Source organism: Mucilaginibacter sp. (assembly GCF_035492695.1).
GTDB lineage: Bacteria > Bacteroidota > Bacteroidia > Sphingobacteriales > Sphingobacteriaceae > Mucilaginibacter.
Genome location: NZ_DATJJC010000012.1, coordinates 139196 through 153648, shown reverse-complemented (window position 1 = coordinate 153648; position 14453 = coordinate 139196). Strand labels below are relative to the sequence as shown.

Here is a 14453-nt window from a genome sequence, read left to right as displayed (position 1 = left end):
GTCAGGTATATAACCCTCCGTTGATCGATAACACCTGCCCGGTAATATAAGCCGCCTCCGGCGACGCGAAGAACGCAGCGGCATGGGCAACTTCTTCGGGCAGACCGAAGCGTTTGGCAGGTATAACGGCTTTCAATTCTTTTTCATCCAGGCCTTCGGTCATGTCTGTTTTAATGAAACCGGGGGCCAGCGCATTTACAGTAATGCCCTGCCGCGCAACTTCCTGCGCCAGCGCCTTGGTGGCGCCGATAACCCCTGCCTTGGCAGCCGAATAATTGGTTTGCCCGGCCAGTCCTTTGATGCCCGAAAGAGATACGATATTGATAATGCGCCCGTATTTATGGGCGAGCATGCTGTTTAAAACGATGCGGGTGACATAGAAGAAACTATCAAGGTTAGTTTTTAATACGTGGTCCCATTGCTCCTCGCCCATCCAGGCCATCAGGCTATCATCGCGGATGCCGGCGTTGTTCACCAGCACTTCTATTGGCTTATCTTCATTGGCGGATATCCAGCCGCCTAATATCTGTTGGATCTGTTCCCGTTCCGCTACATCAAATTGCAGTAATTCGCCTTTGCCGTTTATTTGTGCAAGTGTATTTTCAGCTTCCTCTTTATTGCTTTTATAGTTAACCAGTACATAATAGCCCCTGGCAGCCAATTGCAGGCAAATGGCCCGGCCAATACCCCTTGAACCGCCGGTAACTAAAGCGCATTTCATTTTACTGAGATGAAATTATCTGAATTTTCGAGGAAATCCTTAACCAGCGCCATTTCCTTATAGCGCGCCTTATCTTCCACAAATTTGGGAAATATCGGGCGAACACGGTCGTATAACGACATGGAAACCGAGGCCAGCCTGTCGTGGCATTCGATATAATCGATAGCTTGTAAAATAGTTACCAGGTGTATCGCCAGCACTTCAAACGAGTTGTCGATAACGCGTTTGGTCATCAGTGCAGCATTACAGCCCATGCTTACAATATCCTGGTTATCGTTGTTATTCGGTATACTGTGCACATACATCGGGAACGACATCGTCTGGTTTTCTGCCACTGTAGACGTAGCTGTAAATTGCATCCCCTGCATGCCGAAGTTAAATCCCAATACGCCCAGGTTCACAAACGGCGGCAGCTTTTGGTTCAGTTTATTGTTTAACAGGTAGTTCAGCTGGCGCTCGCAAAGCATGGATAGTTTGGTAATAGCGATCTTCAGCTTATCCATTTCCAGCGATACATAATCGCCATGGAAATTACCGCCGTGGAAAATGTTATGATTCACATGATCGATAACCGGGTTATCATTTACCGAATTCAACTCGTTTACCAGCACATTTTCAGCCTGCGCAATAGTATCGTATATTGGTCCCAAAACTTGCGTTACGCAGCGCAGCGAATAATATTCCTGTACCTTATCTTCAAACACTTCCTGGTCAAGGTTATCCGGGTTGTATAAATGTTCTGAGCGGTCGCGGATCATTTTACTGTCCTTCAAAATATCACGCATGGTAGTTGCCACGGCATTCTGGCCTTTGTGATGCTTAACGATATTAAGCTCGTGCGAATAATGGTCGTCAAAAGCCTGTACCACTTCGTTGATCATGGCAGAAAACAGCACCGCCCAGTTTAGCAGTTTCTTAGCCTGTATAATATTGATCAGCCCGATACCCGTCATGGCTGAGGTGCCATTGATTATCGCAAGCCCCTCCCGGATATGGATGGAAAGTGGCTTGATATTAAAGCGGTTGAATATTTCGATGGTAGGGTAAACGCCTCCCTCAAACTGCACCTCGCCTTCGCCAATCAATACCAGGCCTAAATGCGCCAATTGTACCAGATCGCCGCTGGCGCCTACACCGCCGTGTTCGTAAATGCAGGGGCAAATGTCATGATTGATCATGGCCTGCAACAATTCGATCACTTCGCTATGAACACCCGAATAAGCCTGCATAAAGCTGTTTAGCCGGGCTACCATCAAAGCCCGCGACAATTGTGGCGGCATCAGTTTACCGCTGCCGGATGAGTGGCTGCGTATGAGGTTATATTGAAGCTGCAGGATATTCTCCTCGCTTACTTTGTATTGCGCCATTGGCCCGAAGCCGGTATTGATACCGTAGATGAGCTTATTTGACGAGAATTTTTTCAGGAATTCAAAATTGGCCTTTACCTTATCCATAGCGGCCTTATCCAAAGCAACCTCCTTGTGTTTAACTACCAGTTCAGCAAAATCTTCGAGGGAAAGCGTGCTTTGTCCAATTCGTATCATGGGCAAAAAATAATGTTTTATGAGGTTAAAAATAATGGGCTAAAGTAGGAAATTAGTCGGGAAGTCCGAAAGTTCGCTTAAGTCCGAAAGATGACAATCAAGGAGATTATTTGTTTCGCATAGGGCCGTCTTTCGGACTTTCCGACTTATGCGGACTTTCGGACTATCTTCTATCAATAAATTTTATCGCTTTGCGGCTTGCTTCGTTAAACTGCATTTTGTGGATCTGCTCGGGAGTGACATATTTAATATGCGGACTCACACGTAACCGCGCCTGCAAATATGCCCGTATGCGGTGGTCGCATTCCTCACTGTTATCTGCCGGAACAAGGTAAAGCGACACCTGGTCGAGACCAATATCATTGGAATACACTTCAACAACGAAATCCATTATCTCTTCGCGCTCAGCAAGCAGGTCAAACAAAGCAGGTGGATATAAAGTGGTCCCCTTGAATTTGATCATCTGTTTCTTACGGCCCATCAGGGGTGACAGGCGCAATGTGGTTCTGCCGCACGCACAGGGTTCGTCAAAATACATGCAGATATCGCCGGTTTTGTAGCGCAGCAAGGGCATACCTTCAACGCCAAGGGTCGTAATGGTAACTTCGCCGGGCGTACCGGGTTCAACCTGTTTGTCATTCTCATCCAGTACCTCAACAATAACAAGATCGGGCTGGCAATGGCCGCCCGCGCCCTCACTGCATTCCGTAAAGGCTGTCTGCATTTCGGTGGAAGCATAGGTGGAGTATAAATGAATATCCCAAGCTTCGGTGATCTTTTTGCCGAGCATATTCAGCGAAAAATCAGTATTGCGGATATTCTCCCCTATACAGATAGCTTTTTTGACGGACGAAGCATTAATATCGATATTATTCTCTTTTGCAAAATTGATCAGCTTTAAAATGAAGGAGGGAACCGCAACTATTGCCGTCGGTTTCAATCTCTTGATGGTTTCCCATTGCAAGGCAGGCACACCCGGACCAAGCCGGATGATGCCTGCGCCTATTTTCCGGATACCGGAATAATAAGCAATGCCGGCCATAAACTGCCTGTCGAGCGTAAGCATCAATTGGTAAATGTCATCCTCCGAACCATCGGCACAGAGGAAAGAGTTGTATTCGTTATGGGCCAAACGAACCAGGTCATTCTCTGTCAGGGCAATGGTGACCGGTCCGCCCAGTGTTCCGGACGTAGAAGTATATTCAACCACTTTGCCCGGCGGAACGCATAGAAAATCATTATTCCGTTTCTGAATATCGTCCTTTTCCGTTGTAGGGACCTTGTAAAGATCATCAAGCGTATTAATACCGGCGGCGTCAATATTATGTTTGGCAAATAACTCGCGGTAGAATGGCGAATTGGCCGCAACATATTGCACCAGCTCCCGCAGTCTCTCTTCCTGCATTGCTGTTGACGTGCCAGCGTACTTTTGTTTTTCCTGTATTACTGTCATTGCTTTTCTATAATCACGATAGCCGATGCCATTGTTTTGGTATGCGTTAATGAAACTGAGAATCTCAGCTCTCCCGCTTTGCCGATCGTTTCAAACGTCAGGCCTGTCAAATTTATTTCGGGTTTCCCGTTTGCTGTATTTATTATTTCAACTTCGTTAAAGCTCGTGTTATCCGCCCAACCTGTCCCCAGTGCCTTAAAGAAAGCTTCTTTGGCAGCAAACCGGGCAGCGTAATGCTCGAATTTTTGTGTCTTTGACTCACAGTAAGCAATTTCAGCTTCCGAAAACACCAATTCCCTGAACCCGCTTTCCTTGCTGATACTGGCTGCTATACGCTCCACTTCAGCCATATCTATACCTACACCTAATATCATGTCCGGGCTTTTTGTTTAGTTTGGCTATTTTTCAAATGTAATAAAAAACGCAAATGACTATTGAATTCAATAGTTCCCGAACATCCATATTTACCAATTGTATCGTATATTATTCCGTTATGCGTAAGTATTTTATATTATTCTCATTCGTTTTTTTGCCATTTTTTTCAGCAGTAGCGCAAACCGGCAATGGCTACCGGTACAAGGATATTGTTTTTCCCGATATCACCATCGAGAAAAATTTGGTCTACGATGGCGACCTTGTTTCTAACAAAAAGAATGCGCACGCCTTTGATCTTTACCAGCCCAAGGCCGATTCGGCAATTGACCGCCCGCTCATCATTTGGATGCATGGCGGCGGATTTAAATACGGAAGCAAAGAGGCAAAAAGCATGAAAATCTGGTGTGCCTCATTTGCCCGGCGCGGTTATGTATGCGTGGCTATTAATTATCGTTTAAGTAAACGAAATCCTGTGTTTCACTTCGACCAGTTGCTCACCAGTTCTTATTACGCAGTGATGGACGCTAAAAAGGCTGTGGAATTTTTTAGGAAAAATCATTTACGCTATGGTATCAACCCGGATAAGATCATCCTGGCCGGTAATTCGGCGGGCGGAATTATTGCTTTGCAGGCGGCATTTGCTACCGATAAGGCTTTTGGCGGAATGGCCAAAGTGCCTGATACCACGGAGAATGCCGGTAATGCTGAATTGCCCGGTATAGCGGGCGTAGTCAATTTTTGGGGAGCGATATTTAACCTTGACTGGCTTAAAAATGCACATACGCCAATAGTAAGCGTTTTGGGTAGCGATGATTCGCTGGTGCCCCCAACACATAAAAGCGCTCCGCTATACGGGGGCATAGATATTCATAACCGTGCCGACTCTCTACACTTGCCAAATGCATTAAAAGTGTACAAGGGTTACTCGCACGAATTACAGAGATATTTCAACCCGTTTTTCAGGAGCCCGGATGGAACAAAGAAACGGTGGCGTGAAGCCGGGCAGTTTGCCGCTGATTTCCTATATGAAAACGTAATAAGCAGGTAGCAACAGCGCATCCCAAACATTATAAAAGCTCAGGAGTTATGAGTATACTTGTTAACCAACAATAATCGCAGATAATGAAATTGATCAGACTTACCATCGTGACAGCGTTGTTTATTGGCTGTTTGTCCATGGCACAGGCCGAACCCGGACTACGGCTAAGGGTATCACAGCTTCCACCCAGGCACGCCCCGCCACCGCCGCCAAGGCCTCCGCGCCATCCAAGGCACCCGAGATTGCATATACGGAAACCTCATATTCATAAATTGCATGTGAAATTGCCGCCGCCACCACCCAGGCCGCCGGCACCGCCACCGCATCCATGATGTAAATAAAAATGCCCTCGCACCGGAGGGCATTTTTATTTTATGCGTTATACATTATGTTATAATATTCATCAGCCATCCGGCCCGAGTCAAATGCCGGGGCAACGTCTGTAGCTGCCGTTTTAATAATAGACAACCACTTCTTTTGGTCGTTATAATACATAGGCAGGATCGTATTTTCCAGGGTATCCATCAAACTTTCGGCTTCCTTGTGGTCTTTCTCGTCGTTGGAAAGGTTACTATCGGCTGGTGCGATAACAAAACTATTCTTTCCGTCTTTGGCAAATTCCGGCACCCAACCGTCTGGTAACGAAAGATTGATACTGCCGTTAAAGGCAGCCGTCATACCGCTGGTACCCGACGCTTCGCGATACATGCGCGGATTGTTCAACCATACGTCCGAACCCTTTTTTGCAAGCGCCGAAAGCGCCAGTTCATACCCTGTGAGCACCGCACAGTTGGCTAAGGGACGGGCACGCCGTATGATCTGGTTAAATTGTTCTATTGCGCCATAATCCTCGGGGTAGGGCTTGCCCGCCCAAATTACCTGCACAGGATAGTCAGCATTAAACACAAGTTTGATGAACCTGTCCCAATCGCGCATCATCAGGTCGGCTCTTTTGTAACCGGCAAAACGCCTGGCCCACACAATGGTCAACACATTTTCGTCAAATATTTTCCCGCATTGGTCGGCAACAACTTTAAAAAACTGGCGTTTCATTTCCTTTTTCCGCGTAGTTATGGCCTTATCATCATTGTTCGCCAATGCCTTTTCCAATTCATCATCCTTCCAGTAAGTCTTGTTCTGCGCGTTGGTAATGTCAACAATATCGCAAATGCCCGAATTACCTTTCCACATCTCGCGCGCCACCTCGGCGTGCATTTTGGAAACCCCGTTAGCTTTTTTGGCAAATTTTAACGCAGCAACGGTATAGTTGAGCGAATCACCCTCAAGATTTAAGATGTGCTTTACTTCATGATCCTGTAAATGGTAAAAGAAAGACATTTCTTTCAGCAGGGCGTACCGGTGCTCCTCGTTACCGGCAGCTTCGGGCGTATGCGTGGTGAATATAACCCTCTTTTTTACCTCCGCCAGGCTTTGATATTTCGAATAGAGATAAAAATTCAAAGGAAGCGAGTGCCCTTCGTTCATGTGATAAATATCAATGTTCAATCCAAGCTTATCGATCAGCATGGCGCCGCCTATTCCGAGTATGATCGACTGCGCGATACGTGTAGCCTCGTTTGAATCGTATAATTTATAGCTGATCGAGCGCGATTGTTCGTCGTTTTCATTCAGGTTGGTTGTCAGCAAAAAAATTGGCGCCGAACCAAACGTTGATGGCTGCAGCAGGTATGCCCTGACATGCACCTGCGAATCGTGCACGGGCACGGTAAACATAATGCCCGTGTCTTTAAGGAAAGAATATCCCTTTTCCACAAACATTGGTTTCATTTCGGCATTCAGGTCGCGAAACTGGTCGTAGTAACCATATTTCCACAGCATACCGATGCCAATTACATTTTGTTTCAGTTCGTAGGCGCTGCGCATGTGTGAACCAGCCAGGAAACCAAGACCGCCGCTGTATATTTTCAACGCCTGGTCAATCGCAAATTCCATGCTGAAGTAAGCAACTGCTTTGTTATATTTTGGGTCGGGAGTATAGCCGAATATCTCTTCTTTTGTCATATTGAATTAAATAATAATGATCTGTTTTTCAGGGGCGCAATATAGCAAAAGATGGAATGCCGATCAGAATTTCTGTTATTCAGAAATGTTCAATATGCCTTTACCGCGTTGCACCGGCTGCCCAGAATATTGCGTTCGAGAATATCTTTTTATAGGCATCGTTCTCAAAAAGGATTGGCGAATGCCCCATAAATATGTAAACATTGCGGGCTTTGACATGCTCGTTGGTCCAGATAACCGGGTGGTCGCCCATTTTGACGTCTGAACCCGGCGAATACGTGTTTTCGTCCACGCTGGCTATAACATGTACGTTGGGCCGGGGGCTCTTATCGTAGGTATAAAATTCTTCTTTTTTTACAAGAAATGAAGCCGGAACGCCTTTCATAACCGGGTGCTGCCTGTCTTCCACATTTACCTGTCCCTGTACAAAAGTGGCGATATAGCCCTTCCAGCGGATACCGCCCATAAACTGGTGAAACCATTCCCACATGGGGTAGCCGTCAAATTCGCCGAGCAACGATGCATGATGAAAACCTATCCATCCCCCTTTGCCCGCATCAATATATTTTTCAAATGCAGCAACCGCACCCTGCTTCCAGGCGTAAGGTGGATAATCGAGCTGGATGAAAAGCTGGTAGCGACTTAAAAATTCATCGTTTATCTTATCGGTATTTTGTATGTAGTCGATGCTGAAATTGCTATCGGCCGCCAGTTTATCAAGCCAAACTTTTGCTGCTTTGGAATATTCGATATGATGGCCGCCATTTTCATAAAGAGCGATAACATGGAAGCGGGGCGCCTTTTCCTGTGCGAAGGCTGAAGTAAAAATGCATAGCAACGCAATTACAGTTATGGTAATTTTTCTCATCCCGGTCGATTTTAGCCAAATATAAATTACAAAAACAATATTTTTAGTCCGTTATGCCATCAACATCTGTCATAAAAAAAATACGGCCGCTTCAACTTATAGCTGTAATATTTTTTACTGTATCCGGCGGACCGTATGGATTAGAACCGCTATTAGGTTATGCCGGTGAACACGCTGCTTTATTGGTACTGATGATAACGCCCATGCTATGGGATGTGCCCGCCATATTTACCGTACTTGAATTGAACAGTATGATGCCAGTTGAAGGCGGATATTACAAGTGGGTTAAATATGCTTTGGGCACGCGGTGGGGCTTTTTCGAAGGCTGGTGGACCTGGCTCTATACTTTTATTGACCTTGCAATATACCCGGTACTATTTGTAACCTACGCTTCGTTTTTCTTTCCCGAACTCGCGCACTATAAGATACCGGTGTGCCTGTTGGTGATCTGGTCTTCTGCCGGGTTAAATATTTTGGGCATTGTTCCTGTAGGCCGTGTTTCGCTCCTGCTTAGCGTGTTCGTCCTTATGCCTTTTATCATCCTGATCGCAGCATTTTTCTATCACCACTCCGGAGGTGTCGCTTTGCCTTCACCATCGGTAAAAGGTATTGGTTTCCCGTCAATGGCTATGGCGCTGTACACCGTTATGTGGAACTGCCTGGGCTGGGATAACGTAACTACCTATGCCGAAGAAGTTGAAAAACCTGTGAGATCCTATATGGTTTCCGTAATTGTCGCTTTCATCCTGGTATTGATCGTCTATTTTTTTACCATACTGGTAGCACAGCAATCACACATAAATTATGGAGCGCTTGAAAAAGATGGTTTTCCCGCGCTGGGTACCCTGGTCGGAGGCAATTGGCTGGGTATATTGGTGGCTGCGGGTGGCATGGCCAGTACTTTAGGCATTTATGCTGCCGTGTTATTATCGGTGTCAAGGGTGCCCAAGGTGATGTCAGATGATAACCTGTTGCCCGGCTGGTTCAATAAGCTTCATCCAAAATTTAATACGCCGTATGTTTCCATCATCGTATGTTCGCTGGTAGTAAGCCTGATGGTGCTGTGGAGCTTTGCCGAACTCCTGATAATAGATGTTACGGTATATGGAGCGGGACTTTTTTTAGAATATGTTACCCTTATCAGGTTGCGTATTAAAGAACCATCCACTCACCGGCCTTTCCGCGTGCCATTGAACATTACCGGCCTTTGCCTGGCAACCCTGTTTCCTGTTGGGGTGTACGTAGTTGCCCTTACAGGCGCCCTCGTATCCGACGAAGGGGGCATTAAACCAGCCATTTTTGCCGTATGCACATTGCTTACTGCCGAGGTAGCCTGGCAACTGGTGAAATGGATCAGGCTCTCGCCCGGGACATCGTCCTGATCTTTGTAAAAAATCAGCTATTAAGTAGCATAACAGGGTTAACATGGTTAACACAATTTTGATTATTTTGAAGTTAATATACTCATTATCAATTTTTTACATAAAAATGGTGTTAACCATAGTTTGAGCAGTCCGGCCATTACTTTTATTTTCTTTTGCTTTATAATTGTCACTTATACAATTTATTAATTACCTTTAGCTACCAATTGTTAAGGCTATGTTCAGGAGGTTCTTCTTACCCGCACTCATCGCGTCTCTATTTATTTTTTCTTTTTCGGCAACAAATGCACAAGGTAGAAGAAAGGGCTCACCGGGACAGCCCTTTGAAGTACAGATAACTCCCTATAAAACAACCATGAAGGCCGATGGTAAGGACACCGCCCTGATAGCGGTAAACATCATCGACAACCAGGGTAAAACTGTTGAAACAGCCAATAACCTGGTAACTTTTGTGGTGAGCGGCAAGGGGGGAAAGATCGTAAGCGTTCGCAGTGGTGATAAGGCAATTGAATCCCCGGCGAATGGCACATGGCAGGCGCAGGTTTATCATGGCAAATGCGATGTTATCCTTCAAACCACAACGGAAAGGGGCGCTATAAAATTTGAAGCCAAAGCCGATAGTTTGTGGACCGGCTCGACCGATATACAGGCTGTTTGGCCAGGCACGCCGCACGCTGTTACAAACGCAAAATATAAACCCAGATTTGTGAAAGACAGGATATTAGGCGCCGATATTTCCTTTTTGCCCGAACTGGAAAGCCGGGGGATAAAATTTTCAGATAAGGGCGTGCAGAAAGACGCCATCGAGATATTGAAGGACCACGGTTTTAATTATATCAGGCTGCGGATATTCAATGATCCTGCGGAACCGAAAGGCTATTCGCCCGGCAAAGGATTTTGCGACCTGGAGCATACCAAAGCTATGGCCAAACGGATAAAAGCTGCCGGAATGAAGTTCCTGCTCGATTTTCATTACAGCGATACCTGGGCCGACCCGGGCAAACAATTTAAGCCGGCAGCCTGGGAGGGCGAGGATTTTACCGCACTAAAAAAATCTATTCATGATTTTACCCTAAAAGTGATGCAGCAACTGAAGGACCAGGGCACAACCCCCGATATGGTGCAGGTGGGCAACGAGATCAATCACGGCATGGTATGGCCCGATGGAGCCATCAACAACCTGGATACCCTGGCGCAGTTTTTTTATGCGGGTATAACGGCTGTCAAAGAGGTCGCCCCAAAAACAACCATTATGCTGCACATTGCATTGGGAGGGCAAAATGCCGAATCGCGCTTTTTCCTGGATGCTATGGCTGAGAGAAAAGTCCCTTTTGACGTAATAGGGCTATCCTATTATCCAAAATGGCACGGTACGCTGGTCGACCTGAAAAACAACATGGCCGACCTGGCCAAACGCTACCCGCAACAGGTTTGCGTGGCGGAATACACCCAGCTTAAATGGGAGGTAAACGATATCGCCTTTAACGTACCGAATGGTAAAGCCCTGGGCACTTTTATTTGGGAACCATTAAACACATGGGAGCAGATATTTGACCATGATGGTAAATCGAACCACCTGATAGACATTTACCAGGAAGTGGCGAAGAAATACGATGTGAAATAGTCCCATGCTTTGTAGAGACGCAAGATTTTGCGTCTCCTCCATAATAACATTTTCATCAGAGGCGCAAAATCTTGCGTCTCTGCGATTATCATAAAACCCTTTCCCCTTTTCCATAGTTATAGTAATTACAACAATTATATTGACTATGAGATCGATCTGGAAAGGCTCGATAGGTTTCGGCCTGGTAAGTATCCCTATCAAATTATATTCGGCGGTGCAAACCAGCTCGCTTGACCTGGACATGCTGGACAGCCGCGATCATGCGCACATACGCTACATGCGGGTGAATGAAAATACGCATAAGGAAGTCCCATACGAAAAGATCGTCAAAGGTTATAAGCTGAACGATGATTACGTGATACTGGAAGACCGCGATTTTGAGGATGCCGCGCCCGAAAAAAGCAAAGTGATCGAGATAGAAAGCTTCGTCAATATAGCCGAAGTTAACCCCATGTATTATGAGACCTCGTACTACACCGAGCCGGAAACCAAAAATAACAAGGCCTATGCCCTGCTGGTGGAGGCCCTGAAAAAATCGGGTAAAGCCGGGCTGGCGCGTTTTGTTTTAAGGAACAACGAGAACCTGTGCATTGTGCACCCGCAGGAACACGTGCTGGTGGTTACGCGTATCCGTTTTGGGCAGGAATTGAGAGGAACGGAAGATCTGAATATCAGCGATGATGTAAGTGTGAGCAAAAAGGAACTGGACGTGGGCCTGGCGTTGATTAAGCAATACGAAGAAAAGTTTGATGTATCGAAATTCAAGGATGATTACCACGAGGAATTACTAAAGATCATCCATGCAAAAGCCAAAGGCAAACGCCCGACCATCAAGAAGCTGAAACCACACAAAACTAAAAACGACGACCTGTATGAACAATTGATGCAGAGCCTGAACACCAAAAAAGGAGCGTAGCAAATGAGTTTAGCGGAGTATGTGAAGAAACGGGTTTTCTCGAAAACACCGGAGCCGAAAAGCGGCAAGGCAAAAGGCAAAACACTCAATTTTGTGGTGCAACGCCACCATGCATCGCATTTGCATTACGATTTCCGGCTCGAATTAAATGGTACGCTTAAAAGCTGGGCAGTGCCAAAAGGGCCGTCCATGAACCCCGCAGACAAGCGGCTGGCTATGATGGTGGAAGACCATCCCATAGATTACCAGCATTTTGAAGGCATTATTCCCAATGGCAATTACGGCGCAGGGGTGGTGATGATATGGGACAAGGGAACCTATACCTCACTGGCAGATGACAGGGAAGCGGATGTAAAAACTTTGCGCGCTGGGCTTAAGTCGGGCAACCTTAAATTCAGGCTGAATGGTGAAAAATTGAAAGGTGAATTTGCGCTGGTCAAACTGCACGGCGCGGAGGATAATTCGTGGCTGCTGATAAAACATAACGATGAATTTGCAGTACATAAAGAATATCACAGCGAGGATTTAGTGCCTGCTGAGATAAAGCAAATGTTGAATAACAAGAACGGCAAAGCCACCAAATTGCCGCGGGTAAAAAAGTCAGCAGCGGAAAAAAAAAGCACTGACTTAAGCGACGAAACTGAAGAAAGACCGCGCGCCGAAAAGGCCTACACGCCTATGATGGCGAAGCTTGAATCCAAAGTTTTTGATAACGCCGATTGGATATACGAAAAGAAGCTGGACGGCTACCGGGCATTGGGTTATACCGGCAAAAGCGCCAAACTTATATCCCGCAATGGCATCGACTTTAGCCATAAATACCAGGAGATACTGGACGAATTAAAAGTAATAGAAGAAAGCGCCATACTGGATGGCGAACTGGTGATAGAAGATAAAAAAGGACAAAGCAAATTTCAGCACATACAAAATTATGACGGTGACAAAGACGGCTTGACCATCAAATATTATGTTTTTGACCTGTTGAAATTGAACGGCCACGACCTGCGTGGCCTGGAACTGATCAAAAGAAAAGGCCTGCTTAAAACATTGATCTCATCCCTGAAAAGCAAACGCATTATTTATAACGATCATATTGAAGGGAAAGGAACCGACCTGTTCAAAAAGGCGGAGAAAGAGGGATGGGAAGGTATTATTGGAAAAGACGCTTACAGCTATTACAACAGTGGCACACGAACGGACCGGTGGTTGAAATTTAAACTCCAAAATTCGCAGGAGGCGATCATTTGCGGGTTCACTGCGCCTACAGGTTCGCGCAAGCATTTTGGCGCATTAGTATTAGGAATTAACGAAGGTAGCCACATCAGCTATATCGGCAATTGCGGTACCGGGTTTAACGAGGCATCGATAAAAGAACTTTATGACAAAATGCACCCGTTGGAAACGGATAAAAAGCCTTTTGAAGAAAAAGTGCATCAACGCACAAAAGTCACCTGGATAAAGCCGAAATTAGTATGCGAAGTTTGGTACGCCGAATGGACCGCGGAGCGGCATTTGCGCCAGCCGGTTTACAAGGGATTGCGCATGGACAAGGAAAAAGAAAAAGTAGTTATGGAAACACCGGATACACAGCTTGCCGATGAGGAGATCATCAAACTGGGCAAGGCGGAACTGAAGCTAACTCACCTGAACAAGGTCTTCTGGACAGACGAAGGCATAACCAAAGGCGACCTTATCCACTATTACAAGGATATGGCTGAACGGATAGTGCCTTACCTTAAAGATAAGCCCATCAGCATGCGCCGCCAGCCTAATGGCATTTCCGACCCCGGGTTTTTTCAAAAAGATACCGATTCGGCCCACATGCCTTCATGGATAAAAACCGAGCCGCTTTATTCTGAAAGTAACGATAAACACATCAACTATATCATTGGTAAGGATGCTGCCACGCTGCTTTATATGGTCAACCTGGGCTGTATCGAAATAAACCCCTGGCTCAGTTCGTACAAAAAGCCGGAGAACCCTGATTTTGTCGTGATAGACATCGACCCGCATGATGTGCCGTTTTCAGAGCCGGTTGCCGTTGCGCTGAAGACCAAAGAGATATTCGACAGGATGAAGCTGGACGTGTTTATTAAAACATCCGGCTCCAAAGGGCTGCACATTTACTGCTATGTTGGCGCTAAATACGATTATGATTTTACCAAAATGTTCGCCGAATACGTGGCAGGTATGGTACACGATGAGTTGCCCGATATTACGAGTATCGAGCGCAGTCCGGCAAAAAGGCCGAACCGCACCTATGTCGACTTTCTGCAGAACAGGCGCGGACAAACCATCGCCTGCCCATATTCGGTAAGGCCAAAACCGGGTGCCACCGTATCGGCGCCGTTGCATTGGCACGAGGTTAATGATGATCTGAAACTATCCAACTTCACCATACACAATATGCGCGAAAGAGTTAAGAAGGTAGCTGATCCCTGGAAAGACCTGACCAAAACCAAAGCCGACCTGAAAAAGGGTCTTGAGTTATTGAAGGCGAAATAATTTA

Annotated in this window: 11 protein-coding genes; 5 read left to right on the top strand and 6 right to left on the bottom strand. The window is 46.1% G+C overall.

Translation table 11 applies throughout. The features are described from left to right. Nucleotide 1: 1 nt before the first annotated feature. From fabG to acpS, 4 genes are all read right to left on the bottom strand, one after another. On the bottom strand, nt 2-721 hold the full coding sequence (fabG, locus tag VL525_RS07435) for a 3-oxoacyl-ACP reductase FabG (protein WP_325384955.1): 720 nt from the start codon (nt 719-721) through the stop codon (nt 2-4). Next, on the bottom strand, nt 718-2265 hold the full coding sequence (locus tag VL525_RS07430; RefSeq protein WP_325384953.1) for an aromatic amino acid ammonia-lyase: 1548 nt from the start codon (nt 2263-2265) through the stop codon (nt 718-720). The genes fabG and VL525_RS07430 overlap by 4 nt, the downstream gene beginning before the upstream one ends. Nucleotides 2266-2428: 163 nt before the next feature. Next, entirely contained in the window at nt 2429-3718 is a 1290-nt protein-coding gene (locus tag VL525_RS07425) for a phenylacetate--CoA ligase family protein (RefSeq protein ID WP_325384951.1), read from the bottom strand. Further along, nucleotides 3715-4092: a holo-ACP synthase gene (acpS, locus tag VL525_RS07420; RefSeq protein WP_325384949.1), complete on the bottom strand. Its 378-nt coding sequence runs from the start codon at nt 4090-4092 to the stop codon at nt 3715-3717. The genes VL525_RS07425 and acpS overlap by 4 nt, the downstream gene beginning before the upstream one ends. A 119-nt stretch (nt 4093-4211) precedes the next feature. On the opposite strand from acpS, the gene VL525_RS07415 reads away from it, so the two are divergent. Further along, entirely contained in the window at nt 4212-5141 is a 930-nt protein-coding gene (locus VL525_RS07415) for an alpha/beta hydrolase (RefSeq protein ID WP_325384947.1), read from the top strand. A 363-nt stretch (nt 5142-5504) separates the two neighbouring features. Here the strand turns inward: VL525_RS07415 and glgP are convergent, their stop codons facing one another. Together glgP and VL525_RS07405 are read right to left on the bottom strand one after the other, a co-directional pair. Beyond that, nucleotides 5505-7154 carry an alpha-glucan family phosphorylase gene (gene glgP, locus VL525_RS07410; protein WP_325384945.1) on the bottom strand — a complete coding sequence of 550 codons (1650 nt, stop codon included), beginning with the start codon at nt 7152-7154 and terminating at the stop codon, nt 5505-5507. A 100-nt stretch (nt 7155-7254) separates the two neighbouring features. After that, nucleotides 7255-8022: a ThuA domain-containing protein gene (locus VL525_RS07405; RefSeq protein ID WP_325384943.1), complete on the bottom strand. Its 768-nt coding sequence runs from the start codon at nt 8020-8022 to the stop codon at nt 7255-7257. A 53-nt stretch (nt 8023-8075) separates the two neighbouring features. Between VL525_RS07405 and VL525_RS07400 the strand changes: the two genes are divergently transcribed. The 4 genes from VL525_RS07400 (at nt 8076) to ligD (ending at nt 14449) form a co-directional block, all read left to right on the top strand. Continuing rightward, entirely contained in the window at nt 8076-9404 is a 1329-nt protein-coding gene (locus tag VL525_RS07400; protein ID WP_325384941.1) for an APC family permease, read from the top strand. 217 nt (nt 9405-9621) lie between these two features. Further along, entirely contained in the window at nt 9622-11028 is a 1407-nt protein-coding gene (locus VL525_RS07395) for a glycosyl hydrolase 53 family protein (protein ID WP_325384939.1), read from the top strand. Between the two features lie 145 nt (nt 11029-11173). After that, nucleotides 11174-11944: a Ku protein gene (locus VL525_RS07390; protein WP_325384937.1), complete on the top strand. Its 771-nt coding sequence runs from the start codon at nt 11174-11176 to the stop codon at nt 11942-11944. Between the two features lie 3 nt (nt 11945-11947). Further along, nucleotides 11948-14449 (top strand): DNA ligase D, encoded by a 2502-nt coding sequence (gene ligD / locus VL525_RS07385; RefSeq protein WP_325384935.1) that lies wholly within the window; start codon nt 11948-11950, stop codon nt 14447-14449. Nucleotides 14450-14453 lie beyond the last annotated feature (4 nt).

What these genes read in the sequence shown, in the direction of transcription:
- VL525_RS07405 (WP_325384943.1), bottom strand. Translation starts at nt 8,022, where the DNA reads ATGAGAAAAATTACCATAACTGTAATTGCGTTGCTATGCATTTTTACT.
- glgP (WP_325384945.1), bottom strand. Translation starts at nt 7,154, where the DNA reads ATGACAAAAGAAGAGATATTCGGCTATACTCCCGACCCAAAATATAAC.
- ligD (WP_325384935.1), top strand. Translation starts at nt 11,948, where the DNA reads ATGAGTTTAGCGGAGTATGTGAAGAAACGGGTTTTCTCGAAAACACCG.
- VL525_RS07430 (WP_325384953.1), bottom strand. Translation starts at nt 2,265, where the DNA reads ATGATACGAATTGGACAAAGCACGCTTTCCCTCGAAGATTTTGCTGAA.
- VL525_RS07390 (WP_325384937.1), top strand. Translation starts at nt 11,174, where the DNA reads ATGAGATCGATCTGGAAAGGCTCGATAGGTTTCGGCCTGGTAAGTATC.
- VL525_RS07400 (WP_325384941.1), top strand. Translation starts at nt 8,076, where the DNA reads ATGCCATCAACATCTGTCATAAAAAAAATACGGCCGCTTCAACTTATA.
- acpS (WP_325384949.1), bottom strand. Translation starts at nt 4,092, where the DNA reads ATGATATTAGGTGTAGGTATAGATATGGCTGAAGTGGAGCGTATAGCA.
- VL525_RS07415 (WP_325384947.1), top strand. Translation starts at nt 4,212, where the DNA reads ATGCGTAAGTATTTTATATTATTCTCATTCGTTTTTTTGCCATTTTTT.
- fabG (WP_325384955.1), bottom strand. Translation starts at nt 721, where the DNA reads ATGAAATGCGCTTTAGTTACCGGCGGTTCAAGGGGTATTGGCCGGGCC.
- VL525_RS07395 (WP_325384939.1), top strand. Translation starts at nt 9,622, where the DNA reads ATGTTCAGGAGGTTCTTCTTACCCGCACTCATCGCGTCTCTATTTATT.
- VL525_RS07425 (WP_325384951.1), bottom strand. Translation starts at nt 3,718, where the DNA reads ATGACAGTAATACAGGAAAAACAAAAGTACGCTGGCACGTCAACAGCA.